Source organism: Pseudonocardia sp. Ae331_Ps2, from assembly GCF_001932405.1.
In the GTDB taxonomy this organism is placed as follows: Bacteria; Actinomycetota; Actinomycetes; order Mycobacteriales; family Pseudonocardiaceae; genus Pseudonocardia.
Genome location: NZ_MCIM01000001.1, coordinates 5699479 through 5717918, shown reverse-complemented (window position 1 = coordinate 5717918; position 18440 = coordinate 5699479). Strand labels below are relative to the sequence as shown.

Here is an 18440-nt window from a genome sequence, read left to right as displayed (position 1 = left end):
GACATGCACGACACGGTGGTCAGCGTGGGCGAGCTCGCCCGCCGCACCGTCCGGCACGCGGACTGGGTCCCGTGCAAGGCCGCGTTCATCGACTGCCGCACCCCGGGCTCGGACCGCAAGGACAACTACTCCTTCATCGGCCCCGGGGTCACGCAGAACGCGTCCCAGCACGTCAACCTGCGCGAGCCGCACGGCTTCAACCTCGGTGCGGCGGGCATGCCGCACGGCACCACGAACAGCCTGCACCTGCACTTCACCGCCGAGGTCTTCATCAACTTCGACGGCGACTACGAGCTGCGCTGGGGCCCGGACGGCACCCAGGGCACCTACCGCAGCGTCGACGGCGACGTCGTCTCGGTCCCGCCGTGGATCTTCCGCGGCTTCACCAACGTCGGCGACGACGACGGCATCCTGCTCACCGTCCTGGGGCGCGACGACACCGGCGGCATCATCTGGGGCCCCACGGTCCTGGCCGAGGCGGCCGGTCACGGCCTGCACCTCACCGCGGACAACCGGCTCGTCGACACCGTCGCCGGGGACGCGCTGCCCGACGACGTCGCGCTGATCCGGCCGATGGAGCAGGCCGAGATCGACCGGCTCGACGTCTACACCCGCGAGCAGTTCCGTGGCCGCGTGGTGCACGCCGCCGACCGGCCGTGGGTCGCCGAGCCGTACCTGTGCTCGCGGCTGCCCGGCGGCGGCGCCGAGTTCGCCCCGGTCATCGGCTGGGGCAGTGTGGAGAGCCGGGCCGCCGTACCGCGGCTGCTCGACCCGCACGGGTTCGCGCTGGCGTGGCTGCGGGCCCTGCCCGGCGACGGCGTGCTCACCCACCGGCACGACGCGACCCAGGTGCTGACGGTGAAGGCCGGGCACTGGGCGGTCACCCTCAACACCGGCGACGACGCGCGCAGCGTCGAGCTCGGCCCGCGGGACACCCTGTCGGTGCCGCCCGGCGCCTGGCGCTCGGTGACGGCGCTCGACGCCGAGGGCGGCCGGACCGCCACCCCCGGCACCGCGGAGCTGCTGGTGGTCACCGGCGGCGACGGCCGGGTCCGGCACGAGTGGGCGCGCGAGGTCGTGGCCGCTGCCCGTGACCGGGGCCGGGTCCTCGACGCCGACGGCTACCTCGCACCGGCCGCGGTGCTGGCGTTCGCGGCCGAGGACGACTGAGGCGGCCGGGATGTCGGCGACGGACCCCACGGAGGCGGGGCCGGCGGCGGGCCCCACGGTGCCTGCACCGGAGGCGGGGCCCGTGGCCCCCGCACCGGCGGCGGCCACCGACGGCCGGGTGACGGTGGCGGCGTGCCGGATCCCGGCGCGGATCGACGCCCCGGACCCGGCGATCGCCGAGCGCGCGGTGCGCGAGGCGGTCGCCGGCGGCGCCCGGCTGGTCGTCCTGCCCGAGCTCGCCGTCTGCGGGTACGCCTTCGCCGACGCCGCCGAGGCGCGGGCCGCCGCCGAACCGGCCGACGGGCCCACCGTCGCCCGGTTCGCGGCCCTGTCGGCGGAGCTGCGCTGCGTCGTCGTGGCCGGGTTCGCGGAGCTCGGCGCCGACGGCCGGGTCTACAACAGCGCCGTCGTCGTCGAGGACGGGCTGCGGCGCGCGGTCTACCGCAAGGTCCACCTGTGGGACCGCGAGCACACGCTGTTCACCCCCGGCGACGCCGCACCTCCGGTGGTCGCGACCGCGGCCGGCCGGATCGCCCCGATGGTCTGCTACGACCTGGAGTTCCCCGAGTGGGTACGCCGGGCCGCGCAGGACGGCGCCGAGATCGTCGCCGCGCCGGTGAACTGGCCGTGGCGCCCGACCCCCGGCGGGCAGGACCCGCTGGAGGTCGCCAAGGTCCGCGCCGTCGCCGGGGCGTACCGGGTGCACGTGGTCGCCGCGGACCGCTGCGGAACCGAGCGCGGGGTCGCCTGGTTCGAGGCGCCGGTGATCGCCGACGCCGACGGGAACCTGCTCGCCGGGCCCGGCGGTCCGCCGCCGGGGGAGCCCGGCGTGCTGCTGGCCGCCCTCGACCCGGCCGCCGCCCGCGACAAGCGCCTCACCCCGCACAACCACGTCCTGCGCGACCGCAGACCCGACCTGTACCGCGAGCCCGACCCCCCACCGGAAGGACCACCACCATGGCCGGCGTGACCTACGACGCGGTGACACGGCGCTACCCGGGCTCGCCCCGGGCCGCCGTCGACGCCCTCGACCTCGAGATCGCCGACGGCGAGTTCCTCGTCCTGGTCGGGCCCTCGGGCTGCGGCAAGACCACCTCGCTGCGGATGCTCGCCGGGCTGGAGGACGTCGACGGCGGCCACATCCGGATCGGCGAGCGCGACGTCACCGGCGTCGCGCCCAAGGAACGCGACATCGCCATGGTGTTCCAGAACTACGCCCTCTACCCGCACATGTCGGTCGCCGAGAACATGGGCTTCGCGCTGCGGATGGCGGGCACCGCCAGGGCCGAGATCGCCCACCGGGTCGCCGAGGCCGCCCGCATCCTCGACCTGGAGGCCTACCTGGACCGCAAGCCCAAGGCGCTCTCGGGCGGGCAGCGTCAGCGCGTCGCGATGGGCCGCGCGATCGTCCGCCAGCCGCAGGTGTTCCTGATGGACGAGCCGCTGTCCAACCTCGACGCGAAGCTGCGCGTGCAGACCCGCACCCAGATCGCGTCGTTGCAGCGACGGCTGGGGGTCACCACCGTCTACGTCACCCACGACCAGGTCGAGGCGATGACGATGGGCGACCGAGTGGCCGTGCTCAAGGACGGCCTGCTGCAACAGTGCGCCGCCCCCGGCGAGCTGTACGCCCGGCCGGCCAACGCGTTCGTCGCCGGGTTCATCGGCTCGCCGGCGATGAACCTGCTGAGCCTCCCGGTGACCCCCGACGGGGTCCGGCTGGGCGGCGTCGACGTCGCGGTGCCGCGCGGGGCGGGGGACACGGTCACCGTGGGCGTCCGCCCGGAGGACCTGCGCCTGGCCGAGGACGGGATCCCGCTGGAGATCGACCTCGTGGAGGAGCTCGGCGCGGACGCCTACGTCTACGGCCGCGCCCGCGTCGACGGCGTCGAGCACCCGATGGTGGCCCGGGTGGACGGACGCCGCCCACCGGCGCGGGGCACCGGGGTGCACCTCGCGCCGGACCCGGCGCGCACGCACCTGTTCGCCGCCGACGGCGCCCGTCTCGGCTGACCGTGCGGGTGGGCCCGCCGGCCGCTGCTCAGTCCCGGCCCGCGGCGGCGCCCACCCGCGCGTCCCACCCGGCCCGCACGTCGGCCTCGACCGGGCGGGTCGCGAGCGACACCACGACGAAGGCGACCAGCCCCGTCCCGAGCCCGGCGAACACCGGCTCGTTGGCGTAGAGGTCGCCCAGCGCGAGCATCGTCGCGAGGGTGACCACCGTCCCGGTGCCCATCGCGGCGAGCGCCCCGGCCCGGGTGGCGCGCCGCCAGAGCAGCCTGCCCAGCACCGGCACGAGCAGCCCGCCGACCAGGATCCCGTAGGCCAGGGTGAGGGCGGCGACGACGTCGCGCAGCAGGCAGGCGATCCCGACCATGACGACGCCGAACGCGGCCACCGCCCAGCGGTTCCCGGACAGCTCGTCGTGCGCCGGGTCCGCGGTGCCCGTGGCCCCCGCGGCCGCGCCCCGCCGGCGGCGCAGCGCGCCGAGCAGGTCCTGGTCGAACACCGTCGCCGTCGCCAGCAGCGCGCCGCTGGAGGTCGACATGACCGCCGAGAGCGCAGCGGCGAGCACCAGCCCGGCCAGCACCGGCGGCATCGCGGCCTCGACGATCGCGGCGAACGCGTCGTCGCGCGAGTCCAGGCCGGGCACGACGACCTGCGCGGCGGTGCCGATCAGCGCGCCGACCACGCCGTAGGCCAGGCAGTACAGCCCGGCGCCGAACCCGGCCCAACGCGCCACGCCGGGGGAGCGGGCGGTGAACACCCGCTGCCAGATGTCCTGGCCGATCAGCAGCCCGAAGCCGTAGGTCACGAAGTAGGTGAGGATCGTGCCGCCGCCGATCGAGGTGAGCGACAGCGCGTCGGCGGGGACCGCGGCGACCAGCCCGTCCCAGCCGCCCGCCCGCCACAGCGCGACCGGCAGCAGCACCAGGAAGATCCCGACGGTCTTGATCAGGAACTGGACGAAGTCGGTGAGCGTCACCGACCACATGCCGCCCAGCGTGGAGTACACGACCACGACCGCACCGCCGATCAGGATCGACGGCACCCGCGGCAGGTCCAGCAGCACCCCGAAGATGGTCGCGTAGGCGATCGTCGAGGTGACGGCCAGCATCAGGGTGTAGGCCCACATGACGATCCCGGACGGGGCGCCGAGCCCGGTGCCGTAGCGCAGCTCCAGCATCTGCCCGACGGTGAACACCCCGAGCCGCTGGATCCGCCCGGAGAACGCCAGCGACAGCACCAGGATCCCGGCGCCGATCGCGACGACCAGCCACATCCCGGACAGCCCGTACTGGTAGCCGAGCCCGACCCCGCCGATCGTGGAGGCGCCGCCGAGGACGACCGCGGCCATCGTCCCGGAGTAGAGCCACGGCCCGAGCCGGCGCCCGGCCACGAGGAAGTCGGTGCGGTCGGTGGTGCGGCGACGCCCCCAGAACCCGAAGGCGATCATGGCGGCGAGGTAGAGCACGACGACGGCGACGTCCATGGCGGATCAGCCCTTCCGGTTGGCGGCGAGCACGGACACCAGCTCGTAGGCGACGTGGGCGGCGGCGATCCCGGTGATCTCCGCGTGGTCGTAGGCGGGGGAGACCTCGACGACGTCGGCGCCGACGACGTCGACCCCCACCAGCCCGCGCAGGCAGTGCAGCAGCTCACGGCTGGTCAGCCCGCCGGCCTCCGGGGTGCCGATGCCGGGGGCGTGCGCGGGGTCGAGCACGTCGATGTCGACCGACACGTACACCGGCCCGGTGCCCAGCCGGCGCCGCATCCGCTCGACGACGGCGGGCACCCCGTCGGTCTGGAAGTCGTCGGTGCCGATCACCTGGAAGCCGAGGACCTCGTCGTCGGCGAGGTCCTGCTCGCTGTAGAGCGGGCCGCGGATGCCGACGTGCACGCAGCGCCGCGGGTCGAGCAACCCCTCCTGCGCGGCGTTGCGGAACGGGGTGCCGTGGGTGATGTCGGCGCCGAAGTAGGTGTCCCAGGTGTCGAGGTGGGCGTCGAAGTGCACGACGCCGACCGGCCCGTGGGTGCGGGCCACCGACCGCAGCAGCGGCAGCGCCACGGTGTGGTCCCCGCCGAGCGCGAGCAGCGTGGTGCCACCGGCGCGCAGCCGGTCCGCGGCCTGTTCGACGGTGGCGATCGCCTCGTCGATCGAGAACGGGTTGATGCCGAGGTCACCGGCGTCGGCCACTTGCTGGGCGGCGAACGGGGAGACGCCCAGCGGCGGGTGGTAGGGCCGCAGCAGCTTCGACGCCGCCCGCACGTGCGCCGGGCCGAACCGGGCGCCGGGCCGGTAGGACACCCCGGCGTCGAACGGGAGCCCCAGCACCACGACGTCGGCGTGCTCCACCTCGTCGAGGCGGGGGAGCCGGGCGAACGTGGTGGGTCCGGCGAAACGGGGGACGACGCTGGCGTCGACCGGGCCGACGGTCACGGTGGGCCTCCTCGGGGCGGCGGTCTCGGGTGCGCCCACGGTCGGGCACCGGGCACGCAGGGGGAAGTGACGAAACGTCGAAGTCCGCGCGATGATCCTCGACGTGGTGTCCATCCCGTCGTCCGGTGTCACGCTCGCGACCCTGCTCGCCGACCCCGCGCTGCGGCTCGGGCGCGCCGCCGTCGACGACGCCGACCTCGACGTCGTGGTCGCGGCGGCCGCGGTGTCGGAGCTGACCGAGCCCGGCTCGTGGCTGGAGGGCGGCGAGCTGGTGCTCACCGTGGGGTTCCTGCTGCCCTCGGACGTCGAGGGGCTCACCGCCTACGCCCGGCACCTGCGCGCGCACGGCGTCGTCGCGCTCGGGCTCGGGCTGGGTGCGGACCTGCCGCACCGCCGGGTCCCGGCCGAGCTGGTCACCGCCGCCCGCCGGGCCGGGCTGCCGCTGCTGGGGGTCCCGGACGGGGTGCCGTTCGTCGCGGTGACCCGGGCCGTGTTCGCCCACCGCGACGCCGCCGAGCGGGCCCGGCTGCAGTGGGCGCTGCGCACCCAGCGGGCGCTCACCGCGGCCGCCGTCGTCCCGGGTGGGCCGGCGGCGGTGCTCGCGGTGCACGCGCAGGCCACCGGGCGCACCGCGGTGGTCGTCGACCTGCTCGGACGGGTGCTGGCCGCCGCCCCGCCGGACGGCGCCGACGCCCTCGCCGCCGGCCTGGCGGGCACCGTCGCCGCCGTGCGTGCCCAGGGGCTGCTGGGGGCGGCGGTCGAGACCGGCGGCGGGCGCCGCCGCGAGGTGCACCCGCTGGGCTCGCACCGGATCCGGGCGCTGCTGCTCGTGGACGGGCCCGCCGCGGGACCGCACTCCAACCAGGTCACCGGGGACCTGGTGTCGCTGCTGTCGCTGGACCTGGAACGCCGCGCCGGTCTCGACGCCGCGGTGCGCCGTGGCCGGGCCCGGTTGCTCGCGTCCCTGGAACGCGGGGTGGTCGACGACGCCGTCGCCGGACGCAGGCTGGCCGCCGCCGGTCTGTCCGAACAGCCGCTGCGCGCCGCGGTCGTCGCCGCGCCGCGCCCGGACGAGCTGGCCGCCGACCTCGCCGCCGTGCTGCCCGACGCCCTGGTCCGGGTGGTGCGCGACGGCCCGGGGACCGAGCCCGCCGACCCCGCGGGCCGGGTCGAGCTGGCCGTGCCCGCGCCGGTCGACCTGGACACCGTGCTCACCACCCTGGCCGCGGGCCGCCCGGCCGGGATCGGGATCGCGGTGCGCCCCGGCGCGCTGGCGGTGTCGCTGCGCCAGGCCCGCTCGGCACTGCCGGTGGCCCGGCTGACCGGACGGACCGCGCACGCCGAGGACGTGGCGTCGAGCCGGATGCTGCTCGCGCTGCTCGACCACGACCGCCTCGGCGGGTTCGCCGACGCCGTCCTCGGCCCGTTCGACGCCGACCCGCGCGGCGCGCAGCTGCTGCGCGCGGTGGCCGCGTTCGTCGAGCGCAACGGCCACTGGGAGGCCACCGCCGCCGCGCTGGGCGTGCACCGGCACACCGTGCGGAACCGGATCGCCGCGGCCGAGCGGCTCAGCGGTCGCCGGTTGTCCTCGGCCCAGGACCGCCACGAGCTGTGGCTGGCGCTGCAGGCCCGCGACCTCGGCCGGGCCGGTGACGACACCCCGCCCGCGGGCGGGGCGGGCGCCGATCGGTTCTGACGGCGGGGTGCCCCCGTTCCGCTCCCGCCCCGCCCACCACGCCGCCGCACGTGCGGATCACCACCCTGGTCCGGCGCACCTTGACGGGACCCCGGGCCGCCACCGAAGGTGACTCACGACAACCGAAGACGGCGAGCGGGAACCAGGAAGCCGGTGCGAGTCCGGCGCGGTCCCGCCACTGTGACCCCCGGCCACGGCCGGGGGGAGCCAGACACTGCGCCCGTTCGCCGCGCCACCCCACCCGGGACGAGGATCCCGAGGAAGGTCCGTCGATGACGCGCGCCCATGCTGTGCCCGGAGCCCTCCGGTGATCCTCCTGTTGTCCACCTCGGACACCGACCTGCTCTCGGCCCGGTCCTCGGGCGCGGACTACCGCCTCGCCAACCCGAACCGGGTCACCCACGACGAGCTGGCCGAGATGGCCGACGCCGCCGACGTCGTCGTCGTCCGTGTCCTCGGCGGGTACCGCTACTTCGAGGAGGGCCTGGACCTGCTGAGGGCCCGCGCGACGCCGCTGGTCTGCCTGGGCGGGGAGATGGCCCCGGACGCGGAGATGATGGAGCTGTCCTCGGTGCCCGCGGGCGTCGCGGCCCAGGCGCACACCTACCTGGCACAGGGCGGCACCGAGAACCTGGCGCAGCTGCACGCGTTCCTGTCCGACACCGTGCTGCTCACCGGTGAGGGCTTCGCGCCGCCGGTGGATCTGCCCGAGTGGGGTGAGCTGTCCGTCCCGGCCACCGACGTCGACGGTCCGACGGTCGCGGTGCTGTTCTACCGCGCCCAGTTCCTCGCCGGGAACACCCGCTACATCGAGGCCCTCTGCGAGCAGATCGCGGCGAAGGGCGCCCGCGCGCTGCCGATCTGGTGCGCGTCGCTGCGCCAGGCCCCGGCCGCTCTGCTCGAGCGGCTGCGCGAGGCCGACGCCATGGTCGTCACCGTGCTCGCCGCGGGCGGTACCAAGCCCGCCGGCGCCCAGGCCGGTGGCGAGGACGAGGAGTGGGACGTCACCGAGCTGGCCGCGCTCGACGTCCCGATCCTGCAGGGCCTGTGCCTGACCAGCTCCCGGGCCACCTGGGAGGCCAACGACGACGGGATGTCCCCGCTCGACGTCGCCACCCAGGTCGCGGTGCCGGAGTTCGACGGCCGGCTGATCACCGTCCCGTTCTCGTTCAAGGAGACCGACGCCGACGGCCTCTCGGTCTACGTCCCCGACGACGAGCGGGCCGCCCGGGTCGCCGGGATCGCCGTGAAGCACGCGACGCTGCGCCGGGTCCCGAACGCGGACAAGAAGATCGTGCTGATGCTGTCGGCGTACCCGACCAAGCACGCGCGGATCGGGAACGCGGTCGGGCTGGACACCCCGGCGTCGACGGTGGCGCTGCTGCGCACGATGGCCGCGGCGGGCTACGCGGTCGCCACCGAGGGCGAGGCGGCGTTCCCGGGCGTCGAGGCCGGCGACGGCGACGCGCTCATGCACGCCCTGATCGAGGCCGGCGGGCAGGACCCGGACTGGCTCACCGAGGACAAGCTGGCCGGCAACCCGGTCCGCATCTCCGCCGCGACCTACCGCAGCTGGTTCGACACGCTGCCCGAGGACTTCCGCGACGGCGTCGTCGAGCACTGGGGCGAGGCGCCGGGCGAGCACTACGTCGACCGCTCGCAGAACCCGGACGGCGACATCGTCGTCGCGGCGCTGCGCCGCGGGAACGTCGTGCTGATCGTGCAGCCGCCGCGCGGTTTCGGGGAGAACCCGGTCGCGATCTACCACGACCCGGACCTGCCGCCGTCGCACCACTACCTGGGCGCCTACCGCTGGCTGGCCGCGCCGGAGTCCGAGGGCGGGTTCGGTGCGCACGCGATCGTGCACATCGGCAAGCACGGCAACCTGGAGTGGCTGCCCGGCAAGACACTGGGGATGTCGGCCTCCTGCGGCACCGACGCCGTCCTCGGCGACCTGCCGCTGGTCTACCCCTTCCTGGTGAACGACCCCGGCGAGGGCACGCAGGCCAAGCGCCGTGCGCACGCCACCCTGGTCGACCACCTCATCCCGCCGATGGCGCGCGCCGAGTCCTACGGCGACATCGCCCGCCTGGAGCAGCTGCTCGACGAGCACGCCAACATCTCCGCGCTGGACCCGGCGAAGCTGCCCGCGATCCGCCAGCAGATCTGGACGCTGATGACCGCGGCGCAGATGCACCAGGACCTCGGGCTGGAGCAGCGTCCCGACGAGGACGTCTTCGACGACATGCTCATGCACGTCGACGGCTGGCTGTGCGAGATCAAGGACGTCCAGATCCGCGACGGCCTGCACGTGCTCGCCCAGGCCCCGGCCGGGGAGCAGCGCGTCGACCTGGTGCTGGCGGTGCTCCGCGCCCGGCAGATGTGGGGCGGCGAGCAGTCGGTCCCCGGTCTGCGCCAGGCCCTCGGGCTGGTCGAGGACGGCTCGGAGACCAACGCCCGCACCGACGCCGTCGAGCAGGTGGCCCGCGCCCTCGTCGCGGCGATGGAGTCCCGCGGCTGGGACCCGGCCGCAGTCGACGCCGTCGTCGACGAGCACCTGACCCCCGGCCCGGCCGGCTCCGAGGTGCTCCCCGCCGTGGACGCCGACGGGGTGCGTGCGGTGCTGCGCTTCGCCGCCGACGAGGTCGTGCCGCGGCTCGACGCCACCGCGCACGAGCTCGACCGGGTGCTGCACGCCCTCGACGGCGGCTTCATCCCGGCCGGCCCGTCCGGCTCCCCGCTGCGCGGGCTGGTCAACGTGCTCCCGACCGGGCGGAACTTCTACTCGGTCGACCCGAAGGCCGTCCCGTCGAAGCTGGCCTGGGAGACCGGGCAGGCGATGGCCGAGTCGCTGGTCGAGCGCTACCGGGCCGACCACGGCGAGTACCCGCGCAGCGTCGGCCTGTCGGTGTGGGGGACCAGCGCGATGCGGACCTCCGGCGACGACGTCGCCGAGGTGTTCGCCCTGCTCGGCGTCCGCCCGGTGTGGGACGACGCGAGCCGCCGCGTCCGCAGCCTGGAGGTGATCGACCTCGACGAGCTCGGCCGCCCGCGCGTCGACGTCACGGTCCGCATCTCCGGGTTCTTCCGCGACGCGTTCCCGCACGTGCTGGCCCTGCTCGACGACGCGGTGAAGCTGGTCGCCGAGCTGGACGAGACCCCGGAGCAGAACTACGTCCGCGCCCACGTCGAGGCCGATCGCGAGCGCACCGGCGACGACCGCCGCGCCCGCACCCGGATCTTCGGCTCCAAGCCGGGCACCTACGGCGCCGGGCTGCTCCAGCTCGTCGACTCCCGCGACTGGCGCGGCGACGCCGACCTCGCCGAGGTCTACTCCACCTGGGGCGGCTACGCCTACGGCCGCGGCCTCGACGGCGTCCCGGCCCGGGACGACATGGAGAACGCCTACCGGCGGATCGCGGTGGCGGCCAAGAACGTCGACACCCGCGAGCACGACATCGCCGACTCCGACGACTACTACCAGTACCACGGCGGCATGGTCGCCACGGTGCGCGCGCTGACCGGCACCGCGCCGGCCGCCTACGTCGGGGACTCGACCCGTCCGGAGGCGGTGCGCACCCGCAGCCTGCACGAGGAGACCGCCCGGGTCTTCCGTGCCCGCGTGGTGAACCCGCGCTGGATCGCCGCGATGCGCCGGCACGGCTACAAGGGCGCGTTCGAGATGGCCGCGACCGTCGACTACCTGTTCGGCTGGGACGCCACCACCGGCGTCATCGCGGACTGGCAGTACGAGACGCTGACCGCCGAGTACGTGCTGGACCCGGACAACCGCAAGTTCCTGTCCGAGTCCAACCCGTGGGCGCTGCACGGCATGGCCGAACGACTGCTGGAGGCCGTCGACCGCGGGCTCTGGGAGAGCCCGGAGCAGGCGACGCTGGACGCGCTGCGCCAGGCCTACCTGGAGTCCGAGGGCGACATCGAGGGTGACTGATCCCGTCGTGCCCCGGCCCGGGCCACGCCCCCTCGTCGAGCGGGTCGTGGCCCGGGCCGTCGGCGGTGGTCAGCCGCCCGTGGTGATCTCGATGCGGTTCACCACGGTGTCCGCGGCGAAGTCGTGCGCCTCGACCACGGTCCGCCCGCCGTCGACGACCAGCCGCAGCCCCTGGTTCATCGCCCGGGTCGGGGCGGCCACCTCGCTGCCGTCCGGCGCGGTCGACCACTGCGTCTGCAGTGAGCCGGTGTTGACGGCGGTGAACCCCTCGGGGTGGCCGCCCGGGACGGTGCGGCGGACCGCCCAGTCGTCGAGCCCCAGGTCGTAGTGGGTGTGCCCGGTCAGGAACACGACGTCGGGATGGTCGCCCATGATCTGCAGCAGCCGGTCGTGCTCGGGCCGCGGGTACTGGCAGCAGTAGTTGTCCGCGCCCGTGGCACCCCGGGTCCCCGACACGGTGTCGAGCAGCGGGTGGTGGGAGAACACGAGCACCGGACCCGGCCGGGCCGAGGCGCGGTCGAGCTCGCGGTCGAACCAGTCCAGCTGCTCGTCGCCGAGGACGGCATAGGCGTCGTCGCCCGGCGCCGCCACGCTGCCGAGGAACAGCACCGGCACCCCACGGACGTCGCTGCGGTGGTAGGGCGCCGGCATCCCGGTGTAGCGCAGGAACCGCTCGGTGAGCACGGCGTCCGGCTCCCCGGTGTAGTACTCGTGGTTGCCGATCGCGGCCAGCGTTCGGGCCCGCGGCGGACCGGCGGCCAGCGCGGCGGTGAACGCCTCGTACTCGGCGACCGTGCCGGAGGGGACCAGATCGCCGTTGACGACGAGCGCGTCGGCGGGACCGGGGCCGTCGGCGTCGCGGCCGAGGTCGTCCAGATCCGCGAGGGTGTGTGCGAGGTCGGGCAGATCACCCTGCACGTCGCTGACCACGTCGAGCACGGCCCGCGGCCCGGCCTGCGGCGCGGGAGCGGCGAGGGCGGCCGGCGCGACGGCGAGGGACAGGGCGAGCACCGCTGCGGCGACGAGGCGGATGCGGGGGGACGGGCGGGTCACGGGACCTCCGGGGGAGTGGGGACGACGACGCCCACCCTCACCCGGCCGGGTGATCACCAGACCGACGGCAGGTGTCGATCCGGACACGGCGGCCCGAACCGGTCGCCTCAGGCGCGGACGCGGGTCCGCCCCGCGGTCACCGCGCCGATCCCGGAGAGGCAGGCCACGACCGCGACGAGCACCGGCAGCGCGACCGCGGGCGAACCCAGCGCCACCAGCAGCGCCCCGCCCAGACCGACGAACACCGCCGTCGCGAGCTGGTCGAGCAGCTGGGCCGCCGAGGAGTGCGCACCGACGTCACCGGCGTCGGAGTGGGCCAGGGTCAGGTAGGCGATCGCGGAGAACGCCACGCCCATCCCGAGCCCGGACACGCCCCAGAACCCCACGGCGAGCCAGCCCGGCAGCAGCCCGGCGGCGACCGGGACCAGCGCGACCTGGCCCGCGGCGATCATCGCGAACCCGGTGCGCAGCATCAGTGCGCGGTCGGCGTCGGGTCTGCGGGCCTGCCAGGCGGCGGCGCCCGACCAGCCCAGCGACGCGACGATCAGCGGCGTCCCGGCGGCGGTCAGCGACCAGCCGTGCGTCGCGGTGAGCACCAGGGGCAGGAACGACACGACCGGGAAGAACGCCCCGGCGACCAGGCCGCGGGCCGCGACGACCGCGGCGATGCCCGGGCGCGCGACGACGGTCCCGCGGGGCAGCAGCCTGCGCAGCGACGGCACCAGCACCGCGAGCGCGACGACGCCGGCCACCGCCCCGCCGACGTCGAGGTTCTCCAGCGCCCAGCTCAGCCCGGCGACGCCGACCGCGGCACCGAGTGCCGCGGGCACCAGACCCGTCCCACGGTCGCCGGCCGCCGGACCGGTGGGCGGTCGCAGGACGCGCACCACCGGCGCGATCAGCACCAGGGCCAGCCCCACCACCGGCAGCAGACCGAGGAAGACCCAGTGCCAGGAGAGGTGCTCGGTGACCAGCCCGGCCAGTGGCGGGCCGACGAGCGCGGGCAGCACCCACGCCGAGGAGATCAGCCCGAACACCACCGGGCGCGCCCGCGTGGGGTACACCTCGGCGACGAGCACGTACACCGCGACACCCTGGGCTCCCGCACCCAGCCCCTGCAGGACCCGTCCGGCCAGCAGCCCGGCCATCGTCGTCGCGAACCCGGCGACGATCAAGCCCGCCCCGAACAGGACCGGCGCGGCGACGAGCGGCACCCGCGGGCCCCGGACGTCGCACCAGCGACCGCCGGCGACGGTGCCGAAGACCGCCGCGGCCAGGAACAGCACGAACGGCCAGGCGTACCGGGAGACCCCGCCCAGGTCGGCGACGACGGCGGGCATCGCGGTCCCCACACCCATCGCCTCGAACGCGGTCAGGCTGATCAGCAGCAGGATCCCGACGGTCGTCGGCGCGCGGCCCGGGGACCAGACCCCCGCACCGTCCGTCCGCGCCTCGACCACGGCGCCACCCTGCTCCCTGAACCCGGGTGCAGGTCAAGCCGATTCAGGGAGCGCCTGGTCGGCGACCTGGCCGTGGTGGCGCAGGTCGCCGACCGGGACGCGGTGCCGGCGCGGCCGTGCGGTCGGCACCGGGAGCGCTCAGCCCAGCGCCGGGACGATCGCCTCGACCAGGTGCGGGCCCGGCTCTGCCTGCGCCCGCCGCAGCGCGTCGAGCAGGCCCTCGGTGGTGGTGACCCGCTCGGCGGGCACCCCCAGCCCGGTCGCCAGCGCGGTGAAGTCCGGCGTCGGGTCGGAGAGGTCGAGCATCCGTCCCGCCCGCCCCGAGTGGGCCGCCTCCCCGGCACCGGTGCGGGCGAGCTCCACCCGCAGGATCGAGTAGGCCGCGTTGTTGATCAGGACGACGGTGACGTCGAGCCGCTCGCGGGCCATCGTCCACAGTGCCTGCAGCGTGTAGAGCGCGCTGCCGTCGGCCTGCACCGCCACCACCGGACGGTCCGGGGCGGCGACGGCGGCGCCCACCGCGGCGGGCAGCCCCATCCCGATCGCGCCGCCGGTCAGCGCGAGCTGGGTGTGCCGCGGCGCGGTCTGCAACGACATCGCCAGCGTCGCCGTCGCCGTCAGCGCCTCGTCGACCACGATCGCGTCCTGCGGCAGCGTCGCGGCGACGCCGGCGCACAGCCCCCGCACGTCGAGCGGCCCCGGCGCGGGCTCCGGCGCCTCGTGCGGGGCGAGCGCGGCGGCCGCGTCCCCGGAGACGACGTCGGCGAGGGCCTCCAGCGCGGCCGTCGCGTCGGTCGTCGCGTCGGCCAGCCCCACCACGGCGGCACCCTCGGGCACCAGGTCCCCGGGCACGCCCGGGTAGCCGAAGAACGACACCGGCGACCGCGCCCCGGCCAGCACCAGCGACGACGTGCCGTCCAGCTGTGCGATCGCCTGCTCGGCGAAGTAGGCCAGCTTGTCGATGCGGGTCCGGCCGGCGCCGGTCTCCCAGCGCCGGGGGAAGGTCTCCACCAGCAGCCGTGTCCCGGTCGCCGCGGCGATCCGCCCGGCGGCGTCGACGCCCGCCGCGCTCAGTGCGGGCCCGCCCAGCAGCAGCGTCGCGCCGGGCGCGCGGACGGCGTCGGCGGCCGCGGCGACCCGTGAGGCGTCCGGCGGGACCGGCCCGGTGACCGGCAGCGGCGGGGCGAGCGACGCACCCTCGGACCAGGACACGTCGGCGGGCAGCACCAGCGTCGCGACCTGCCCGCCGCGCTCGCCGGTCGCGGCGAGGGCACGCATGGCGTCGGCGGCGACGTCGCGGACGTCGCCGCTGGTGTGCACCCACCCGGACACGGTCCGTGCGACCGCGGTGATGTCGGACTGCAGCGGCGCGTCGAACCGGACGTGGTCTGTCGCGTGCCCCCCGACGACGCACAGCAGCGGGATCCCGGCCCGGCGCGCGTTGTGCAGGTTCGCCAACCCGTTGCCCAGCCCCGGCCCCAGGTGCAGCAGCACCGCCGCGGGCTTCCCGGCGATGCGCGCGTAGGCGTCGGCGGCGCCGGTCGCGACGCCCTCGAACAGGGCCAGCACGCCACGCATCTCCGGCACCGCGTCGAGCGCCTGCACGAAGTGCATCTCCGAGGTGCCCGGGTTCATGAAGCACACGTCGACACCGGCCGCGGTGAGCGACCCGACCAGCGCCTCGGCGCCCCTCACGACCGGTTCCCGATCTGTACGGTCCACATGGTCGGTGAGTCCACACGATGTGACGCGCGCCCGCAGGACCCGGGTTCGAGTTGCGCCCCGCAGCGCCAGGGCGGGGAATGAGGGACTGTGAGCGACGACCGCACCGCCCCCGAGGTGTACACCCCCGACCCCCGACGCTGGCGGGCACTGTCGGTCTGCCTGGTCGCCGGGTTCATGAGCCTGCTCGACGTCAGCATCGTCAACGTCGCGCTGCCCGCCATGCAGACCGCGCTGCGGGCCTCGGCCGCGCAGCTGTCCTGGATCGTGTCCGGCTACGCGCTCACGTTCGGCCTGGTCCTGGTCGCGTCCGGACGGCTGGGCGACGACCGTGGCCGCCGTCGCATGTTCGTCACCGGGCTGGCGCTGTTCACCCTCACCAGCGCCGTCGCCGGGTTCGCGCCGAACCCGGAGGTGCTCGTCGCGGTCCGGCTGGTGCAGGGTGTCGCGGCCGGGCTGCTGTCCCCGCAGGTCGTCGGGTTCATCCAGGACCTGTTCCGCGGTCCGGAGCGGGGCACCGCGTTCGGCATGTTCGGCGCCGTCGTCGGGATCTCCACCGCGGTCGGCCCACTGCTCGGCGGGCTGTTGCTGGCCTGGGCCGGCGACGCCGACGGCTGGCGCTGGGTCTTCTTCGTCAACATCCCGATCGGCGTCGCGGCGCTGGTCGCCGCGTTCCGGCTGTTGCCGGCCGACACCGCGCCGGCGGGGGAACGGCGCCCGCTGGACCTGGGCGGTTCGGCGCTGCTCGGTGTCGCCGTCGTCGCGCTGATGCTGCCGCTGGTGCTCGCCGAGCGGGACCCGGCGTCGGCGCCCTGGTGGCTGGTCGCGGTCTCGGTCGTGGCGCTGGTGGCGTTCGTGGCGTGGGAGCGGCGGGCCAAGCGCGTCCACGGCCACCCGCTGGTCGACTTCGCGCTGCTGCGGACCCGCAGCTACGCCGTCGGCGCCTCGCTCGGCGCCGTCTACTTCGCCGGGTTCACCTCGATCTTCTTCGTGCTCACCCTCTACCTGCAGAACGGGCTGGGATACACCCCGTTGCAGACCGGTCTCACGCTGACGGCGTTCGCGCTGGGCTCGGCCGTCACCTCCGCCCTGAGAGGACGCCTGGTGGCGCGCTTCGGGCAGCCGATGATCGTCGTCGGGCTGGCGACGGTGATGGTCGGGCTCGGTGTCACCGACCTCGTCCTCGCCGCGACCGCGCACAGCCCGTGGACCGGGCTCGCGATCGCCGGGCCGCTGCTGCTCGCCGGGGCGGGCGGCGGGCTGGTGATCGCCCCGAACCAGACCCTCGCGCTGTCGGAGATCCCGCACACCTCCGGCGGCACCGCGGGCGGGGTGCTGCAGACCGGGCAGCGGATCGGGACGGCGATCGGGCTGTCCGCGGTCGGTGCGGTGTTCTTCGGCAGGCTCACCGCGTCCGGCGGGGACTGGGCGGACGCCATCTCGCACGGCCTGCTCATCACCGTCGGGCTGGTGGCGCTGGCCCTGGTGCTCGGTGTCGCCGACCTGGTCGCGGCCCGGCGCGCCCGGGGCAGGGGCACGCCGGCGACCGCGACCGGCCGGCGGTAGAGGTCAGAAGTCAGGGGTCAGGTCCGGGCGACGGCGACGGCGTCGTCGCGCAGCCCCGACCGGAGCGTCTCGGTCATCAGCCAGGAACAGACCAGCGACACCAGCGCGATCCCGACGACGTAGCCGGCGACGGCGTAGAGCGACCCGGTCAGCGCGACGAGCGCGGTGCACAGCAGCGGTGCGAGGCCGCCCAGGATCGACGCGATCTGGTAGGCCAGCGACGCCCCCGAGTACCGCATGCTGGTGGAGAACTGCTCGGCGAAGAACGCCGACTGCGGCCCGTACACCGCCGAGCGCGCCACCTGGACGATCAGCCCGCCCAGCAGGAAAAGCCAGATGCTGCCGGTGGACACGAGCCAGAAGTACGGCACCGCGAACACGGCCAGCAGCGCCATCCCGCCGACGAACATCGGGCGCCGACCGATCCGGTCCGACAGCAGACCGAACGCCAGGATCAGCGGGATGTCCGACAGCGACAGCACCGAGTTCGCGGCGAGGATCGTGGTGCGGTCGTAGGACAGCTGCTGGGTGGCGTAGGTGACCAGCCAGACCGAGGAGACGTAGAACGTCGAGTTCGTCGCGAGGAACGAGCCGGCCGCGAGCCCGATCTCCTTCGGGTAGGTGCGCAGCGCCTCCAGCACCGGCATCCGGTTCGCGGCCTTCTCGTCCATCGCCTGCTGGAACACCGGTGACTCGTGGACGCCGAGCCGGATCCACATCCCGACCGCGATCAGCGCGACGCTGGCGAGGAACGGCACCCGCCAGCCCCAGGCCAGGAACTGCTCGTCGGTCAGCGTCGCCGACAGCACCGCGAACGTCGCGGTCCCCAGGACCAGGCCGAGGGGGACTCCGACCTGCGGCCAGCTGCCGTAGAACCCGCGACGGTGCGCCGGGGCGTGCTCGACGGCCATCAGCGCCGCCCCGCCCCACTCGCCGCCGACACCGAAGCCCTGCAGGAACCGCAGGACCACCAGCAGGACCGGTGCCCAGATGCCGAGGGTGTCGTAGCCGGGCAGCAGGCCCATCCCGACGGTCGCCGCGCCCATCAGGAGCAGCGAGTACACGAGCATCGGCTTGCGGCCGACCTTGTCGCCGAAGTGCGCGAACACCGCCCCGCCCAGCGGGCGGGCGATGAACCCGACGGCGAACGCGCCGAACGCGGACAGGGTTCCGGTGACGGGGTCGACCGACGGGAAGAACACCTGGTTGAAGACCAGGGCCGCGGCCGTGCCGAAGATGAAGAAGTCGTACCACTCGATGGTGGTGCCGACGAGACTGGCGGTGGCGACCTTGCGGGACGACCGGAGCGTGGGTCCCGGCGGCGCCGGCGGGACGGTGGGTGACATGCGTCACGACGCTAGGGCGCCGACCGATTCGTGT

General features: G+C 75.2%; 12 protein-coding genes and 1 riboswitch. Of the genes, 6 read left to right on the top strand and 6 right to left on the bottom strand.

Translation table 11 applies throughout. The features are described 5' to 3' along the window. Positions 1–3 precede the first annotated feature (3 nt). From Ae331Ps2_RS26675 to Ae331Ps2_RS26665, 3 genes are all read left to right on the top strand, one after another. A complete protein-coding gene (locus tag Ae331Ps2_RS26675) occupies positions 4–1170 on the top strand; it encodes a hypothetical protein (RefSeq protein ID WP_075305769.1) in 1167 nt (388 codons plus the stop codon). 82 nt (positions 1171–1252) lie between these two features. Continuing rightward, positions 1253–2140 (top strand): nitrilase-related carbon-nitrogen hydrolase, encoded by an 888-nt coding sequence (locus Ae331Ps2_RS26670; protein WP_075311644.1) that lies wholly within the window; start codon positions 1253–1255, stop codon positions 2138–2140. After that, positions 2128–3183, top strand: coding sequence for an ABC transporter ATP-binding protein (locus tag Ae331Ps2_RS26665; RefSeq protein ID WP_020624048.1), 1056 nt, complete (start codon positions 2128–2130; stop codon positions 3181–3183). Before Ae331Ps2_RS26670 ends, Ae331Ps2_RS26665 begins: the two co-directional genes overlap by 13 nt. A gap of 28 nt (positions 3184–3211) precedes the next feature. On the opposite strand, the gene Ae331Ps2_RS26660 is transcribed toward Ae331Ps2_RS26665, so the two are convergent. Both Ae331Ps2_RS26660 and speB read right to left on the bottom strand, forming a co-directional pair. Further along, positions 3212–4663 carry a sodium:solute symporter gene (locus tag Ae331Ps2_RS26660; protein WP_075305770.1) on the bottom strand — a complete coding sequence of 484 codons (1452 nt, stop codon included), beginning with the start codon at positions 4661–4663 and terminating at the stop codon, positions 3212–3214. A 6-nt stretch (positions 4664–4669) separates the two neighbouring features. Next, positions 4670–5611 carry an agmatinase gene (speB, locus tag Ae331Ps2_RS26655; protein WP_170917059.1) on the bottom strand — a complete coding sequence of 314 codons (942 nt, stop codon included), beginning with the start codon at positions 5609–5611 and terminating at the stop codon, positions 4670–4672. Between the two features lie 91 nt (positions 5612–5702). On the opposite strand from speB, the gene Ae331Ps2_RS26650 reads away from it, so the two are divergent. Together Ae331Ps2_RS26650 and cobN are read left to right on the top strand one after the other, a co-directional pair. After that, positions 5703–7307 carry a PucR family transcriptional regulator gene (locus tag Ae331Ps2_RS26650; protein WP_075305772.1) on the top strand — a complete coding sequence of 535 codons (1605 nt, stop codon included), beginning with the start codon at positions 5703–5705 and terminating at the stop codon, positions 7305–7307. 140 nt (positions 7308–7447) lie between these two features. Beyond that, positions 7448–7524: riboswitch (cobalamin riboswitch) on the top strand. 90 nt (positions 7525–7614) lie between these two features. Further along, a complete protein-coding gene (gene cobN / locus Ae331Ps2_RS26645; RefSeq protein ID WP_075305773.1) occupies positions 7615–11259 on the top strand; it encodes a cobaltochelatase subunit CobN in 3645 nt (1214 codons plus the stop codon). Positions 11260–11328: 69 nt separating this feature from the next. Here cobN and Ae331Ps2_RS26640 read toward each other — a convergent pair whose 3' ends face one another. The 3 genes from Ae331Ps2_RS26640 to Ae331Ps2_RS26630 form a co-directional block, all read right to left on the bottom strand. Then, positions 11329–12312 carry a DUF4073 domain-containing protein gene (locus Ae331Ps2_RS26640; RefSeq protein WP_075305774.1) on the bottom strand — a complete coding sequence of 328 codons (984 nt, stop codon included), beginning with the start codon at positions 12310–12312 and terminating at the stop codon, positions 11329–11331. 107 nt (positions 12313–12419) lie between these two features. After that, positions 12420–13772, bottom strand: coding sequence for an MFS transporter (locus Ae331Ps2_RS26635; protein ID WP_075305775.1), 1353 nt, complete (start codon positions 13770–13772; stop codon positions 12420–12422). A gap of 138 nt (positions 13773–13910) precedes the next feature. After that, on the bottom strand, positions 13911–15467 hold the full coding sequence (locus Ae331Ps2_RS26630) for an acetolactate synthase large subunit (protein ID WP_075305776.1): 1557 nt from the start codon (positions 15465–15467) through the stop codon (positions 13911–13913). 117 nt (positions 15468–15584) lie between these two features. Between Ae331Ps2_RS26630 and Ae331Ps2_RS26625 the strand changes: the two genes are divergently transcribed. After that, positions 15585–17060, top strand: coding sequence for an MFS transporter (locus tag Ae331Ps2_RS26625; RefSeq protein WP_075305777.1), 1476 nt, complete (start codon positions 15585–15587; stop codon positions 17058–17060). A gap of 17 nt (positions 17061–17077) precedes the next feature. On the opposite strand, the gene Ae331Ps2_RS26620 is transcribed toward Ae331Ps2_RS26625, so the two are convergent. After that, a complete protein-coding gene (locus tag Ae331Ps2_RS26620) occupies positions 17078–18406 on the bottom strand; it encodes an MFS transporter (RefSeq protein ID WP_020623907.1) in 1329 nt (442 codons plus the stop codon). Positions 18407–18440 lie beyond the last annotated feature (34 nt).

Bases quoted from the DNA above. Each gene is read 5' to 3' on its own strand.
- Ae331Ps2_RS26675 (WP_075305769.1), top strand. From the start codon at position 4: ATGCACGACACGGTGGTCAGCGTGGGCGAGCTCGCCCGCCGCACCGTC.
- Ae331Ps2_RS26665 (WP_020624048.1), top strand. From the start codon at position 2,128: ATGGCCGGCGTGACCTACGACGCGGTGACACGGCGCTACCCGGGCTCG.
- Ae331Ps2_RS26660 (WP_075305770.1), bottom strand. From the start codon at position 4,663: ATGGACGTCGCCGTCGTCGTGCTCTACCTCGCCGCCATGATCGCCTTC.
- Ae331Ps2_RS26650 (WP_075305772.1), top strand. From the start codon at position 5,703: ATGATCCTCGACGTGGTGTCCATCCCGTCGTCCGGTGTCACGCTCGCG.
- Ae331Ps2_RS26620 (WP_020623907.1), bottom strand. From the start codon at position 18,406: ATGTCACCCACCGTCCCGCCGGCGCCGCCGGGACCCACGCTCCGGTCG.